This is a genomic window from Micromonospora sp. H33, from assembly GCF_052068455.1.
Classification (GTDB): Bacteria; Actinomycetota; Actinomycetes; order Mycobacteriales; family Micromonosporaceae; genus Micromonospora.
Map to the genome: position 1 here is coordinate 47,902 of NZ_JBQHDE010000016.1, position 14,085 is coordinate 61,986.

The 14,085-nt window shown below is 70.1% G+C and carries 13 protein-coding genes; 9 read left to right on the forward strand and 4 right to left on the reverse strand.

Annotation, left to right across the window (positions count from 1 at the left end; all coding sequences use genetic code 11):
• Positions 1–63 precede the first annotated feature (63 nt).
• The 3 genes from ACTMS0_RS25960 to ACTMS0_RS25970 form a co-directional block, all read right to left on the reverse strand.
• The gene (locus ACTMS0_RS25960; protein ID WP_441157880.1) at positions 64–1,923 is read right to left on the reverse strand and encodes a gamma-glutamyltransferase family protein; all 1,860 of its coding nucleotides are present in this window, start codon (positions 1,921–1,923) and stop codon (positions 64–66) included.
• A gap of 272 nt (positions 1,924–2,195) precedes the next feature.
• A complete protein-coding gene (locus tag ACTMS0_RS25965; RefSeq protein WP_441157881.1) occupies positions 2,196–3,020 on the reverse strand; it encodes a M15 family metallopeptidase in 825 nt (274 codons plus the stop codon).
• An 89-nt stretch (positions 3,021–3,109) separates the two neighbouring features.
• Positions 3,110–4,450 (reverse strand): glycoside hydrolase family 18 protein, encoded by a 1,341-nt coding sequence (locus ACTMS0_RS25970; RefSeq protein WP_441157882.1) that lies wholly within the window; start codon positions 4,448–4,450, stop codon positions 3,110–3,112.
• A gap of 147 nt (positions 4,451–4,597) precedes the next feature.
• Here ACTMS0_RS25970 and ACTMS0_RS25975 point away from each other — a divergent pair, with 147 nt between their 5' ends.
• On the forward strand, positions 4,598–5,494 hold the full coding sequence (locus ACTMS0_RS25975) for a bile acid:sodium symporter family protein (RefSeq protein ID WP_441157883.1): 897 nt from the start codon (positions 4,598–4,600) through the stop codon (positions 5,492–5,494).
• Between the two features lie 20 nt (positions 5,495–5,514).
• Here ACTMS0_RS25975 and ACTMS0_RS25980 read toward each other — a convergent pair whose 3' ends face one another.
• Positions 5,515–6,273: a FadR/GntR family transcriptional regulator gene (locus ACTMS0_RS25980; protein WP_441157884.1), complete on the reverse strand. Its 759-nt coding sequence runs from the start codon at positions 6,271–6,273 to the stop codon at positions 5,515–5,517.
• A gap of 148 nt (positions 6,274–6,421) precedes the next feature.
• Here ACTMS0_RS25980 and ACTMS0_RS25985 point away from each other — a divergent pair, with 148 nt between their 5' ends.
• From ACTMS0_RS25985 to ACTMS0_RS26020, 8 genes are all read left to right on the forward strand, one after another.
• Positions 6,422–7,696: an ABC transporter substrate-binding protein gene (locus ACTMS0_RS25985; protein ID WP_441157885.1), complete on the forward strand. Its 1,275-nt coding sequence runs from the start codon at positions 6,422–6,424 to the stop codon at positions 7,694–7,696.
• Positions 7,697–7,890: 194 nt separating this feature from the next.
• Positions 7,891–8,721: a carbohydrate ABC transporter permease gene (locus ACTMS0_RS25990; RefSeq protein WP_441157886.1), complete on the forward strand. Its 831-nt coding sequence runs from the start codon at positions 7,891–7,893 to the stop codon at positions 8,719–8,721.
• Complete coding sequence (locus ACTMS0_RS25995; protein WP_441157887.1) at positions 8,718–9,533, forward strand: carbohydrate ABC transporter permease; 816 nt, start codon at positions 8,718–8,720, stop codon at positions 9,531–9,533. The genes ACTMS0_RS25990 and ACTMS0_RS25995 overlap by 4 nt, the downstream gene beginning before the upstream one ends.
• Before the next feature lie 4 nt (positions 9,534–9,537).
• Positions 9,538–10,686, forward strand: coding sequence for a galactonate dehydratase (gene dgoD, locus ACTMS0_RS26000; protein WP_441157888.1), 1,149 nt, complete (start codon positions 9,538–9,540; stop codon positions 10,684–10,686).
• Between the two features lie 4 nt (positions 10,687–10,690).
• Positions 10,691–11,329 (forward strand): bifunctional 4-hydroxy-2-oxoglutarate aldolase/2-dehydro-3-deoxy-phosphogluconate aldolase, encoded by a 639-nt coding sequence (locus ACTMS0_RS26005; protein ID WP_441157889.1) that lies wholly within the window; start codon positions 10,691–10,693, stop codon positions 11,327–11,329.
• Complete coding sequence (locus tag ACTMS0_RS26010) at positions 11,326–12,279, forward strand: sugar kinase (protein WP_441157890.1); 954 nt, start codon at positions 11,326–11,328, stop codon at positions 12,277–12,279. Before ACTMS0_RS26005 ends, ACTMS0_RS26010 begins: the two co-directional genes overlap by 4 nt.
• Before the next feature lie 40 nt (positions 12,280–12,319).
• On the forward strand, positions 12,320–13,549 hold the full coding sequence (gene manD / locus ACTMS0_RS26015) for a D-mannonate dehydratase ManD (protein WP_441157891.1): 1,230 nt from the start codon (positions 12,320–12,322) through the stop codon (positions 13,547–13,549).
• Complete coding sequence (locus ACTMS0_RS26020; protein ID WP_441157892.1) at positions 13,539–14,081, forward strand: gluconokinase; 543 nt, start codon at positions 13,539–13,541, stop codon at positions 14,079–14,081. Before manD ends, ACTMS0_RS26020 begins: the two co-directional genes overlap by 11 nt.
• Positions 14,082–14,085 lie beyond the last annotated feature (4 nt).

Sequence of the window (14,085 nt, forward strand, 5' to 3'; positions counted from 1 at the left end):
CGACGAGCCCCGGCTGGGTTGATGCCCAGCCGGGGTTCCGTCTGCCGTGGCGACGGCCGAGGCTCATCGCCCCACAGCGGCGCCGTCCCGGCGGGTGTCCGCCGCGCCGCGCATCCGGTCCCCCCGGACCTCGATCGCGGTGAGGCCGCTGTCCAGCGCGATGACCCGCGGGCACGGATGTTCGCGGGCTACCAGGGCGGCCACCTGGGTGGCGATCCGCCTGCCCGCTTCGACCTCGGACGGTGCGCCGCGTTCCCCGTCGCACCGGCGGGTGATGTCCTGGCCGCTGTAGTGGCCCTGGTCGAGCGACTGAGCCGGGCTCATGCCGTCCACGACGATCCCTACCAGCGCTTGGACCACGTAGTCAGGGATGTGGGAGCCGCCGGCAGCGCCGATCACGAGCCGTAGTTCCCGCCCTTCGGTGTCGAGCACGAGAGTCGGCGCCATCGACGCGGTCGGCCGCTTCTTCGGCTGCATGACGTTCACCGGCTTGCCCGGCGAGACCGATTCCGTGTCGGTGAAGTTGTTCATCGCGTTGTTCAGGATGATCCCCCGCGCTTCCAGATGTGACCCGAAGTGGCCGTTGTTCGTCGTGGTCATGGACACCGCGTTCTTCTCGGCGTCGACGATGCTCACGTTGCTGGTCGGGTCGCCGACGTCGACGGTGGCGGGCTCGTCGGTGATCGACGGCGCCGGCGGAGGAACGCCTTGCGGGTCCCCTGGTTCGATCGGCTGGACGGCCCGGTCGGGTGAGTAGAGCGAGAAGCGCTTGTCGAGGTAGGGGCCCTGGAGCAACCCCTCGACCGGCACACCGTGGAAATCCGGGTCGCCGATGTAGGCCCGGCGGTCGAAGTTCACCAGGCGGCTGGCCTCGATCGAGAGGTGGGTGCGGTCCGTCGAGTCCGGTCTGGTCCTCCCCACCTCGCCACGCTCGAGCAACCCGAGCATCTCCAGGACCGCCACCCCTCCGAAGGCCGGCGGCGGCGAGGTGCAGATGTTGACGCTGAACATCTTCCGGCACACCTCGGTGCGCTCGATGGCGGTGTAGTCGGCGAAATCCTGCGGCGTCATCAGGCTCGGGATCACCACCGGGCCGGCGGTGTTGCCCTTCAGCTTGATCGGGCCCTTCGCCGCATGCTGCACGATGGCCGGCGCGATGTTCCCGTTCGGGTCGTAGAACGCCTGCGCGCCCTTGTCCCGGACCTCCCGCAGCACCTCCGCGATCTCCGGGTTACGAATCGTCGTGCCTACCGGTTTCGGGTCGTCACCGTTGCAGTATCGGGGGCGCAGATCCGGATAGTTGCAGCGTTTCCGTCCGTTGAAGCGCTCCTCGAAACCATCGTGCAGATTCGCGGACATCGGAAAACCGTCGGCGGCGAGCCGGATGGCGTCCTCGAAGAGTTCATTCCAGGGAAGCTTGCCGAACTCACCGTGCACACTCGCGAGCACTCGCAGCGTCCCCGGTACGCCGAAGGACCGCCCGGTAGCGGATGCGGCATTCGGGAAGCGCTCCGTGTTGAGATCCTTCTTCTCCTGCTCGGTGGGCGTCCGGAGGTTCTCGGTGACGTTCTGCGGAGCCCTGGCCATGCCGTCGAAGAAGCGGACGTCGTGCTTGTCGGCGTTCCAATAGTTGATGAGCGTGCCGCCGGCGAGACCGGAGGCGTGTGGTTCCACGACGGCGAGCACGGCTTGCACCGCTACCGCCGCATCCGCCGCCCGGCCACCCCTGGCGAGGAGCTTGCAGCCGGCCTCCGTGGCGAGTGGGTGGGCGGACGCGACCATGAAGCTCGTCCCGTGCGCATCGTCCTCCCGGCCGCTTCGGGGATTGATGCAGACGTCGTCGTCTTCTGCGGGCGCCACGGCTGCCGTGGTGAGTGTCAGCACCAGTGCGGCAAACACGTAGCGCAGCTTGCGTGCGGACATGCGACCAGACCTTTCCGGATGCCCTGCAAACGGAGTATTCGAATCGCCCGTGCGGTAGTGGCCGTCTCCCCTGACGGCGGACGGCGTCGACATCGGCATCATGGTCGCCGATCGAGCGGCCGCGCAGGGCATCGGAGGAAGTCGTGGCCGGTGTGAAGAAAAGCGCTGGTCGTGACGCCCCGCAATTCGTCCTTGCGGCGGCACAGCAGCTTGTTCTTCGCACCGAGGGGCTGGACGTGCACAAGGCCGATGAGGTGACGGAGCGCCCGTTCTCAGCCGACCGAGGAGCGAGCCACCGGCGCGCTGAAGTACGTGTCCGGGTACGGCTCGCCGCGGTAGCGGTAGTGCCACCACTCGTGGTCGTAGCCCACGAACCCTTCCCGCGTCATCAGCTCGCGCAGCAGCATCCGGTTGGCTCGCGCCTCCCGGCCGAGCCGGGTGCTGTCGGTGTGGGCGAGCGCGTCGAAACAGTCGAAACCCGTCCCCATGTCCACGCTGTCGTCGGCGAACCGCTGGCCCGCCGGGGCGGTGCAGGGGACCAGTCGCTGCCCCGGCGTGTAGGGCGCCTGGCTCGGTGCGTCCACCTCCGCCAGCGTCAGGTCGACGGTGCTGCCCCGGCTGTGCGCGGTCGGTGCGCCCACGTATCCCTTGTCGAACAGGTCCGACTTCGCCACCCGGGGGTAGAACTCGGCCTTCGTCTGCTCCTGCCCGGGCTGGCGGGCCCACGCCACGATGTCGTCGACGGCGGGTTGCGGGCGGTAGCAGTCGTACACCTTGAGGGTGCGGCCCCTGGCCAGCGCGGCGTCCTGCACCCGGCGCAGCGCCTCAGCCGCCGGCCGGGTGAGCAGGCAGAGCGGCTTGGGGTAGCCGGCCAGCGGGCGGCCGACGAAGTTGTGTGCGGTGGCGTACCGGATGTCGGTGCGGATGCGGGCGTCGACGTCGGTGAGGACCACGAACCCCGGCAGGGGCGGCGCGGCGGCGGGAGACGGCGCGGGAGGCGGCGCGGGAGACGGGGGCGAGGGCGTGCGGCAGGCGGCGGTCAGCACCGCGACCGCGAGCAGTACGCCACAGGTACGCGCCGCCCGTCGTCCCCACACCGACCCTGTCTATCACTTACCGGGACCTTCCGGACGGCGTTCGCGGCCGGGCACCGGGTGGCCCCGGTGCCACCCGGCTGCCGGCCCGGTTACCGCGTCGCCAGCCCGAGGCTGATCGTCCTGGTCAACGTGGCGTTGTCGTCATCGCCGTCCAACGACCAGACCATCGCGCCGCCCAGGCCCGCCCGTCGGATGTAGAGCGTCTTCTGGAGCACCACCGCCGGGTCGTCGTACGTCCAGAAGGTCGTGCCGTCGAACAGCCAGGCGTGCCCGGCGCGGAGATCGCGGTGGACGGCGAAGCCCTTGCCCGGCAGGGTCTTGAGCTGCCGGTAGTCCTCGGACCCGGCGGCGAAGGTGCCCGGCGCGGGTCCGGCCGCCGGCTGGAACAGGCCGTCCTCACCCCCGGTGACACCGGTCCAGCCCTGACCGTAGTACGGGATGCCGAGGACGAGCTTGTGGCGCGGCGCGCCCCGGGCGATCCAGCCGTCGATCGCGACCTCGACGGAGAAGTCGGGGCTGTCCGGGGCTCCCGCCGGTACGCGCAGCGCCGACTGCTGGTTGGTCACCGATTCCCAGCTGCCGTGGAAGTCGTACCCCTGCACCGTGGCGAAGTCCAGGTACTTGAAGATCTTGCGACCCTCGTACCCGGCGTCCATGGCCGCCGGGTTGGCCGGCAGGAAGGCGGTCAGCGCGTAGTGCCGGCGGGTCTGCCGACCGTACGCGTCGAGTTGCCGGCGGAACTCGGCGAGCAGTTCGGTGAAGTTCTGCCGGTCCTCCGGCCGGATCACGTTGCCCGGCTCACCCGGCCAGTTCGGCCACTCCCAGTCCAGGTCGATGCCGTCGAAGACGCCGGCGGCGGCACCCGGGCCGCCGCTGCCGCCGTCGAGAATCGGGAGGTTGCCCTTGAGGTAGAGGTCGATGCAGGAGGCGACGAAGGCCTTGCGGGAGGCGTCGGTGCGGGCGGCGTTCGAGAAGTACGTCGACCAGCTCCAGCCGCCCAGCGAGATCATCACCTTGAGGTCGGGGTGCTTGGCCTTGAGCTTGGCCAGTTGGCCGAAGTTGCCGTTGAGCGGCTCGCCCCAAGCGTCGGCGACGCCGTCGATGCTCTCCTCGGCCGGGACCGGGCGCTGGTAGTCGGCCCAGGCGTCACCCTCGCCCGGGCCACCGTCCACATAGCAGCGCCCGTCCTCGCTCACGTTGCCGAAGGCGTAGTTGACGTGGGTGAGGCGGCTCGCCGCTCCGGAGGTGTCGAGCTTCCTGACCGGGAAGGCCCGGCCGTAGATGCCCCACTGGGCGAAGTAGCCGACCCGGTGGTAGCCGGCACCGCGGGTCGGGCTGTCGCCCGCGCTCGCGGCGGTCGGCGGGGCGGCGGTGACCAGCACGGTCGCTAGGGCGACGAGGGCGGTGAGGCGGTGACGGAATGGTCGCATCGGCACTCCCATCGAGGGATGGAGCGATAATAGTAAAGAGACCTTTCTGATTGATGAAGCTAAGCCGACCGCATCCGCCGGTCAAGAGGCGTACCCGTCCGCATGGGGGATTGCGGGGGCGTTGCCAGGTGATGACGATGTCGTGCCATGGACTCAGCCCTGACCCTGGTCGGACTCCCGGTCGCCCTCGGCATCATCATGCTCGGCCTCGGTCTCGGACTGACCACCGAGGACTTCCGCCGGGTGGCCCGGCACCCGAAAGCCGCCGTCATCGCCCTGGTGTGCCAGGTGCTGGCGCTGCCCGCGCTCTGCTTCGGCCTGGTTCTCGCCTTCGACCTGCCGCCGGAACTGGCCGTCGGGATGATGCTGCTGGCCGCGTCCCCCGGCGGCACCACGGCCAACCTCTACAGCCACCTGTTCGGCGGGCACGTCGCCCTGAACGTCACCCTGACCGCCATCAACTCGGTGCTCGCCGTGTTCACGCTGCCGATCGTGGTCAACCTGTCGGCGGCGTACTTCCTGGCCGAGGGAAGGAGCATCGGCCTGCAGTTCGACAAGGTGCTGCAGGTGTTCGCCATCGTGCTCGTCCCGGTCGCGATCGGCATGCTGATCCGGGCCCGGGTGCCCCGCGTCGCCGAACGCCTGGACCGCCCGGTCCGGGCCCTGTCCGTCGTCGTGCTCGTCGCGGTGATCGCCGGTGCCGTGCTCAACGAGCGCGACAACATCGCCGACTACTTCGTCTCGGTCGGCCTGGCCGTGCTCGCGTTCAACCTGCTGAGTCTCGCGGTCGGTTACGGGGTGCCCCGGCTGGCCGGGGTCGACCGGAGAGCCGCGACGGCGGCCGGGTTCGAGATCGGCATCCACAACAGCACCCTGGCCATCACGGTCGCGCTCAGCCCGGCGCTGCTCGACAACACCCGGATGGCGGTCCCGGCGGCCGTCTACGGCATCGTCATGTTCTTCACGGCGGCGGCCTTCGGCTACCTGGTGACCCGCGTCGGCACCCGGCCCGCCACGGCCCGAGGCCGGTCCGCCACGACCTGAGGCCCGGCACGAGGCCACCGTCAGGGGGCGGGGGTGGCGGCCTGCTCCCAGATCGCCGTCATCTCGTCGAAGGCCTGCTCCATGATCTGCACCATGGCGCTGCGGGCCCGGTCGCCGTCGCGGCGCTGGATCGCCTGGGCCACGTCGGCGTGCAGTTGGAGCGCCTGCTCGTGGGGATGGTGCGGCATGAGGTGGTAGTGGTGCCGGCCGCTCAGCACCTCGGCCACCAGGTCCTGGAGCTTGATGAACATCTCGTTGCCGGAGGCGGCCAGCACCCGCCGGTGGAACTCGATGTCGAGGCGGAGGAACCGCTCCTCGTCGCCGGCCTTGCCGGCGGCCCACATCTTCGCGGCCAGGCCGACGAGCTCACTCGCCTCGTCGTGACCGACGCGGGCGGCGGCGAGCCAGGCGGCGTGCGGCTCCACCGCCGTCCGTAGCTCGGTGATCGAGCGGATCTGGGCGATGCGGCCGGCCGAGGCGAGCCGCCAGCGGATCACCTGCGGGTCGAAGACGTTCCAGGCGTCCGGCGTGCGGATCATGACCCCGACCCGGCGGCGGGTCTCGATGAACCCCATCGAGGCGAGCACCCGCAGCACCTCGCGGACGACGGAGCGGGACACCGCGTACCGGTCGACCAGGTCGTCGATGTTGAGGATCGAGCCGGGCGGCAGGTCGCCACCGCAGATGGCCGTGCCGAGGTCTTCGAGGACGCGTGCGTGCAGCCCGGCCTCAGCAGGGGCGTTCTGGGCGGCTGCGCCCCTGGAGGAGTACCGTTCCACGCCTGGATCGTATCAGTTAGATCAACCCCTTGAATAAGTCTGCTTTTTCGGCCTAGCATCCGGACGTTAAGCGGATGTAAACACCGAGGTAGCGCCCTACCGGGCAGCGACCAGGACAGAAGGAGAGACAAGCGTGCGACGTCGAGCAATGATCGGCACTTCTCTGGCCGTGGTCGCCGCCATGGGCCTGTCCGCATGCGGCGGGGGTGACGACGGCGGCAGCGGGTCGAACACCCTCCGCGTGACGCTGGTCAACCACGTCTGGACGGAGAACATCAAGAAGGCCCTGCCGGAGTTCGAGAAGCAGAGCGGGCTCAAGGTCGAGGTCACGCAGCTCGGTGAGGACCAGCTGTCGGACCAGTACAACGTCAAGCTGAACGCCGGGTCCAGCGACCTGGACGTGATGATGTACCGGCCGCTGCAGGAGGGGAAGCTGTTCGCCAAGAACAAGTACCTCGCCGACCTGACCGACAAGGCCAAGTCGGACAGCGCGTTTGAGTTCGGTGACTTCCAGGCCGGACCGGTGCAGGCGACCACGTACGAGGACAAGCTGGTCGGCGTGCCGATCATCACCGAGCAGGAGGTCCTCTACTACCGCAAGGACCTGCTGGAGAAGTCCGGCTTCACCGCTCCGCCGAAGACCCTCGACGAGCTCAAGGCGCAGGCGGCGAAGGTCGAGGCGGACAACGCGGGTGTCGCCGGCTTCGTGGCCCGTACCGGCAAGGCCGCCGCCGTCACCCAGTTCTCCAGCTTCCTGTACAGCTTCGGCGGTGACTTCGTCGACGCCAGCGGCAAGGCCTCCGTCAACACCGAGCAGGCCAAGCAGGCGTACGCCTACTACGGCGGCCTGCTGCGCGACCACGGCCCGGAGAACATCAGCACCGACATGAGCTGGTCCGAGGCGATGGCGATCTTCACCCAGGGCAAGGCGGCCTTCTACACCGAGGCCAACTCGCTCTACAAGAACGCCACCGACCCGGCCAAGTCGAAGGTCTCCGACACCGTCGGCTTCGCCACCTTCCCGGCCGGCCCGGCCGGCTCGAAGCCGTACAACATCCCGTCCTGGGCCCTCGGCGTGAACGACGCGTCCGAGAACAAGGACAACGCCTGGAAGTTCATCCAGTGGGCGGCCGGCAAGGAGCAGTCGCTGGCGCAGCAGAAGGCCGGCGTCCCCGGCGCCCGCGCCTCCGTCTGGGCGAACCCGGAGGGCACCGCGACCTACCCGAAGGACCTCGCCGAGGCCACCAAGGTCAGCACCGCCAACGGCATCGGCCACGACCGCCCGCTGGTCGAGAAGGTCGCCCAGGCCCGGGAGATCGTCGGCCAGCCGATCGTCGACGCGATCACCGGCAAGGACGCGGCCGCCTCGGCGGACGCGGCGAACGAGGCGTTCCAGAAGTTCCTCGACGACGAGGCGAAGTAGCCCGACCGCGGGGTGGCGGACCGACCGGCTCCGCCACCCCGCGCCGGGACCCCTGGCCCCCCGAACCCGGAGACCCCATGTCAGCCGTCACCACACCAGTCACCAGATCGCCCGAGGCCCGTACGGCTCCAGCGGAATCGGCCTGGTCGCGCTGGGCCAACACGCACCGCAAATGGCTCTTCGCGGCACCCGCCATGGCATTCGTCGCCGTGCTGATCATCTTTCCGGTGGCCTGGACCGGGTACCTCAGCCTGACCGACGCCGAGGGTTCGGTACGCGCCGAGAGCGAGTTCATCGGGTTCCAGAACTACCTGGACGTGCTCTCCGACACCGAGCGGTTCTGGCCGGCGGTGTGGCGTACGGCCCTCTTCACCGGAGTCGTGCTCCTCGTCGAGGTCGTGCTCGGCATGGCGATCGCCCTGCTGCTGTGGCGACCCTTCCGTGGCGAGAAGTGGGTCCGGGTCGCCATCCTGCTGCCGCTGGTGGCCACTCCGGTGGCGGTCGGCATGATGTGGCGGCTGATCTTCGACCCCAACATCGGCATGGCGAACCAGGTGCTCAGCTGGGTCGGCATCGGCCCGCAGCCCTGGCTGTCCGGGCAGAGTTCGGCCCTGCCGACGACGATGTTCATCGACGTCTGGCAGTGGACTCCGATGGTCGTGCTGATCCTGCTCGCCGGCCTGACCTCGCTGTCCGACGAGCCCCAGGAGGCGGCGCTGATCGACGGCGCCAGCACCTGGCAGCGGTTCCGGCACGTCACCCTGCCGCTGCTGATGCCCACCGTGATCGTCGCGATCCTGCTGCGCGGCATCGACGCCCTGAAGACGTTCGACATCCTCTACGCCACCAAGGGTCGCGGCGGCGGGTCCTTCCACGAGGTGGAAACCCTCAACGTCTACGCCTACGGCCTCAGCTTCGACTACAACGACTACGGCGTCTCGTCGACCGTCCTCATCATCTTCTTCCTGATCATCATCGGGGTGATGTGGGCCCTGACCTACCGCAAGAAGGGGCTGGAGCGATGAAGCCGAGCAGGCCGTTCAAGGTGTTCCGGGCGGTGGCCCTCGTCGTCGTGGTGTTCTCGCTGATCGCGCCGCTGCTCTGGATGGTCGCCGCGTCGTTCAAGACCAACGTCGACATCTACGACACGGCGAAGGCGTTCGTCTTCTCGCCCACCCTGGACAACTACGACACCGTCCTCCAGCGGGCGAACTACGTCCAGTTCATCGGCAACAGCCTCTGGGTGGCGCTCGCGGCCACCGTGCTCTCGCTGATCCTCGGGGTGCCCGCCGCGTACTCGATGAGCCGCTTCAACATGAAGAAGTCCGCGCTCGTCGTGCTCATGGCCCGGGTGATCCCCGGCGTCTCGCTGCTGGTGCCCTGGTACTACGTCTTCTCGAACCTGCAGATGGTCGGCGGGTACACCGTCCTGATCCTCAGCCACATGTTCGTGTCGCTGCCGCTGATCGTCTACATCATGATGGGCTACTTCGACGGCCTGCCCACCGAACTCGAAGAGGCGGCACTGGTCGACGGCCTGACCCACATCGGCGCGTTCCGGCGGATCACCCTGCCGCTGTCGGTGCCCGGCGTGGCCACGGCCGGCATCCTGTCCTTCATCTTCTCCTGGAACAACTTCATGTTCGCCCTGGTGCTCTCCGGTGCCGACACCAAGACGCTGCCCGTGGCGATCTTCGACTTCGTCGGCTACGCCAGCATCGACTGGGGCGGCCTGATGGCGGCGGCCACCGTGGTCACCCTCCCGATCATGCTCATCGCCCTGTTCGTGCAGAAGTACATCGTCTCCGGTCTCACCGCCGGCGCCACGAAGGGCTGAGGACATGACGACGATCGCGCGGGTGGAGACCTTCCTCGTCGCACCACGCTGGCTGTTCGTCCGGGTCGAGACCACCTCCGGGATCGTCGGCTGGGGCGAGGCGACCTGCGAGGGCCGCTCGGAGACGGTCCGCACCGCCGTCGAGCAGCTCAGCGAGCTGCTGATCGGCCGGGACGCGCTGCGCATCGAGGACCACTGGCAGGTGATGACGAAGGGCTCGTTCTACCGGGGCGGGCCGATCCTGGCCAGCGCCGTCGCCGGGCTCGACCAGGCGCTGTGGGACATCGCCGGCAAGCACTTCGGTGCGCCGGTGCACCAGCTGCTCGGCGGCCCGGTCCGGGATCGGATCCGGGTCTACGGCTGGGTCGGCGGCGACGAGCCGGCCGAGGTACGCGACCAGATCAGCGCCGCCGTCGCGTCGGGCCTGACCGCGGTGAAGATGAACGCCTCCGGGCGGATGAGCCCGGTCGCCTCGGTCCGCGAACTCGACGGTGTGGTCGAGCGGGTGGCCGCCGCCCGTGAGGTGCTCGGCGACGAGCGGGACGTGGCGGTCGACTTCCACGGGCGGTTCACCCTCGCCACCGCCCGTCGGGTCGCCCCGCTGCTCGAACCGTTCCGGCCGTTCTTCCTGGAGGAGCCGGTGGTCCCGGAGAACTCGCACCTGATCGGCGAGTTCGTCCGCTCGACCACCACACCGGTGTCGACCGGGGAGCGGCTCTACAACCGGCAGGAGTTCCTGCCCGTCCTCCAGGCCGGCATCGCGGTCGCCCAGCCGGACCTCTCCCACGCCGGCGGCATCACCGAGGTGCGCAAGATCGCCGCGCTGGCCGAGGTGTACGACGTGCAACTCGCCCCGCACTGCCCGCTCGGGCCGATCGCTCTCGCGGCCTGCCTGCAGGTCGGCTTCGCCACGCCGAACTACCTGATCCAGGAACAGAGCATCGGCATCCACTACAACCTCGGCGCCGAGGTGCTCGACTACTGCCTCGACAAGACCCCGCTGACCTTCGTCGACGGGTACGTCGAGCGGCTCACCGCACCCGGCCTGGGCATCGAGATCGACGAACACGCGGTGCGGACGGCGGACAAGCGCGGCCACGCCTGGCGCAGCCCCACCTGGCGACACCGCGACGGCTCCTACGCGGAATGGTGATCTCATGACTGTCAACCTCACCGCCGAACTCGCCGACGCCCGCATCCTGGCGGTCATCCGCGGCACCGACACCGCCGGCGCGATCGCCGCCGGCACCGCCCTGCTGGAAGAGGGCGTACGCATCGTCGAGGTGGCCCTCACCACGCCGGACGCCCTGCGGGCCGTCGAGGCGCTGCGTGCGGTGGCACCCGCCGGGTCCCTCGTCGGCGCCGGCACGGTGCTCACCACCGCCGACGTGGCCGACGTGGTCGCCGCGGGCGCGCAGTTCGTGGTGACGCCGGCGGTGGTCGAGTCGATCCCCGAAGCGGCGCGCCGGGGCATCCCGGTCGCCGCCGGGGCCTTCACCCCGACCGAGGCGTACACCGCGATGCGGATGGGGGCGTCGGCGATCAAGTTGTTCCCGGTGTCGGTCGGGGGTCCGGCGTACCTGAAGGCGGTGCGCGACCCCTTCCCGGACATCCCGTTCGTCGCGGTCGGCGGCGTGGGTCTGGACGACGTGCCGGGCTACCTCAGGGCCGGTGCGATCGCGGTCGGCGTCGGCGGGCCGTTGGTCGGTGACGCCGCCTCCGGCGGCGACCTCGCCGCCCTGCGGGCCCGGGCCCGCACCTACCTCGCCGCGGTCGGGGAGTCGGCGCGCCGATGACCGCACCGGACCTGCTCACCTTCGGCGAGACCATGGTGTCGCTGCGCTCGGCCGGCCCGCTCGCCGCCGGGGGGCCGCTGACCATGCACCTGGCCGGCGCCGAGTCCAACGTGGCCGTGGGGGTGGCCCGGCTGGGCCACCGGGCCGCCTGGGTCGGCCGGGTGAGCACCGACGAGTTCGGCGAGTACACGCTGCGGCAGCTGCGCGCGGAGGGCATCGGCGTCGACGGCGTGACCCGGGACCCCGAGCGGCCGACCGGTCTGATGTTCCTGGAGCAGCGCACCGCCGATCTGACCCGGGTGCAGTACCACCGGTCCGGGTCGGCCGGGTCGGCGCTGCGCGTCGACGACCTGCGGGCGCCGATGGCCGCCGGCGCGCGGATGCTGCACCTGACCGGGATCACCCCGGCGCTGTCCGGCACCGCCCGGGAGGCCACCCGGTGGGCGGCCGAGGCCGCCGTGGCGGCGGGCATCCCGGTGTGCCTCGACGTCAACTACCGTGCCCGGCTCTGGTCCCGGGACAGCGCCCGCGCGGTGCTCACCCCACTGGCGGGGTACGCCTCCATCGTCATCGCCTCCGCCGACGAGCTGGACCTCGTCGGCGACCCAGGGGCCGACGAGTCCACCGTGGTGGCGGACCTGTTCGGGCGGGGCGTGCGGACGGTCCTGGTCAAGTTGGGCTCGGACGGCGCCCGGGCGCACACCCCGGACGGGACCCAGCACGCCGCGGCGCTGGCCGTGACCGCCGTCGACACCGTCGGCGCCGGGGACGCGTTCACGGCGGGATACCTGTCCGGCTGGTTCGACGGGCTCGACCTGGCCGGTCGCCTGCGTCGTGCGGCGACCCTCGGTGCCTTCGCGGTCTCCAGCCGGGGCGACTGCGAAGGGCTGCCCCGCCGTGCCGAACTGTCCCTTCTCGAGGGCCACGAGACCGGAAGCGTCCTCCGTTAGCCCGCCGTCACATCCGTGAAGAAAGGGAAAGGCACCACCCGTGAAGATCACCGCTGCCGACGTCATCGTCACCAGTCCGGACCGCAACTTCGTCACCCTGAAGATCACCACCGACGAGGGCATCATCGGCCTGGGTGACGGCACCCTCAACGGGCGGGAACTCTCCGTCGCGTCGTACCTGCGCGACCACGTCGTGCCGTTGCTGATCGGGCGGGACCCGCACCGCATCGAGGACACCTGGCAGTTCCTGTACCGCTCGGCGTACTGGCGGCGCGGGCCGGTGACCATGGCCGCGATCGCCGCGGTCGACGTCGCCCTGTGGGACATCAAGGCCAAGGCGGCCGGCATGCCCCTGTACCAGCTGCTCGGCGGTGCGTCGCGCACCGGCATCATGGCGTACGGGCACGCGTCCGGCCGTGACCTGCCGGAGCTGTTCGACTCGATCCGCCGGCACCTCGACCTCGGCTTCCGGTCGATCCGCGTGCAGACCTCGGTGCCCGGCATCAACGCCGTCTACGGGGTCGCCGCGCAGCCCAGCGCCGACGGCAAGCGGTACGACTACGAACCGGCCCAGCGCACCCCGCTGCCGGCCGAGGAGGACTGGGACACCCGCTCGTACATGCGGCACCTGCCCGGGGTGTTCGAGGCGGTCCGCAACGAGTTCGGCCCGGAGCTGCCGCTGCTGCACGACGGCCACCACCGGATGACCCCCATCCAGGCCGCCCGGCTCGGCAAGGACCTGGAACCGTACGACCTGTTCTGGCTGGAGGACTGCACGCCGGCGGAGAACCAGGAGGCGCTGCGGCTGGTCCGCCAGCACACCACCACGCCGCTGGCCATCGGCGAGGTCTTCAACACCGTGTGGGACTACCAGACGCTCATCCGGGAACAGCTGATCGACTACGTCCGGTCCGCCGTCACCCACACCGGCGGCATCACCGCCATGCGCAAGCTGCTCGACTTCGCCGCCCAGTACCAGATCAAGTCCGGCATCCACGGGCCGACCGACATCTCACCGGTCGGCATGGCCGCCGCACTCCACCTGGACCTGGCCATCCACAACTTCGGCATCCAGGAGTACATGCAGCACGGGTCGCTCACCAACGAGGTGTTCCGGCAGTCGTTCACCTTCGTCGACGGTTACCTGCACCCCGGCGAGCTGCCCGGCATCGGGGTCGAGCTCGACGAGGAGGCCGCGGCGCGGTTCCCGTACCAGCCGGCGTACCTGCCGTTCAACCGCCTCAAGGACGGCACCGTCCATGACTGGTGACCGCCGGCCGACCCGGCACATCGTGGTGATGGGTGTGTCCGGCTGCGGCAAGACGACGGTGGCGAAGCGGCTCAGCGAGCTGACGGGACTGACGTTCGCGGAGGCCGACGAGTTCCACTCCGAGGCCAACGTGGCGAGGATGCGCTCCGGCGTACCGCTGGACGACGCCGCCCGCTGGCCCTGGCTGCGCGACCTCGCCGGCTGGATGACCGCCCGCCATCGGGAGGGGGTGTCGACGGTGCTGACGTGCTCCGCACTCAAGCGCGCCTACCGCGACGTCCTCCGGCAGGGACCGCCGAACGTGGAGTTCGTGCACCTGGACGGGCCGACCGAGGTGATCCGCGAGCGGATGGCGACCCGAACCCACCCCTACATGCCGGCGAGCCTGCTCGACTCCCAGGCGGCGATCCTGGAGCCGCTGTCGCCCGAGGAGCACGGTGTGGTGCTCGACCTCCGGCTGCCCGCGGACGTGCTCGCCGCCATGGCGGCCGACCGCCTGGGCCTGCCTGCCGTGGACACGTCGCCGCGCTGAGCGA

Bases quoted from the DNA above. Each gene is read 5' to 3' on its own strand.
- ACTMS0_RS25960 (WP_441157880.1), bottom strand. From the start codon at position 1,923: ATGTCCGCACGCAAGCTGCGCTACGTGTTTGCCGCACTGGTGCTGACA.
- ACTMS0_RS25970 (WP_441157882.1), bottom strand. From the start codon at position 4,450: ATGCGACCATTCCGTCACCGCCTCACCGCCCTCGTCGCCCTAGCGACC.
- ACTMS0_RS25975 (WP_441157883.1), top strand. From the start codon at position 4,598: ATGGACTCAGCCCTGACCCTGGTCGGACTCCCGGTCGCCCTCGGCATC.
- ACTMS0_RS25985 (WP_441157885.1), top strand. From the start codon at position 6,422: ATGATCGGCACTTCTCTGGCCGTGGTCGCCGCCATGGGCCTGTCCGCA.
- ACTMS0_RS25990 (WP_441157886.1), top strand. From the start codon at position 7,891: ATGGCATTCGTCGCCGTGCTGATCATCTTTCCGGTGGCCTGGACCGGG.
- ACTMS0_RS25995 (WP_441157887.1), top strand. From the start codon at position 8,718: ATGAAGCCGAGCAGGCCGTTCAAGGTGTTCCGGGCGGTGGCCCTCGTC.
- dgoD (WP_441157888.1), top strand. From the start codon at position 9,538: ATGACGACGATCGCGCGGGTGGAGACCTTCCTCGTCGCACCACGCTGG.
- ACTMS0_RS26005 (WP_441157889.1), top strand. From the start codon at position 10,691: ATGACTGTCAACCTCACCGCCGAACTCGCCGACGCCCGCATCCTGGCG.
- ACTMS0_RS26010 (WP_441157890.1), top strand. From the start codon at position 11,326: ATGACCGCACCGGACCTGCTCACCTTCGGCGAGACCATGGTGTCGCTG.
- ACTMS0_RS26020 (WP_441157892.1), top strand. From the start codon at position 13,539: ATGACTGGTGACCGCCGGCCGACCCGGCACATCGTGGTGATGGGTGTG.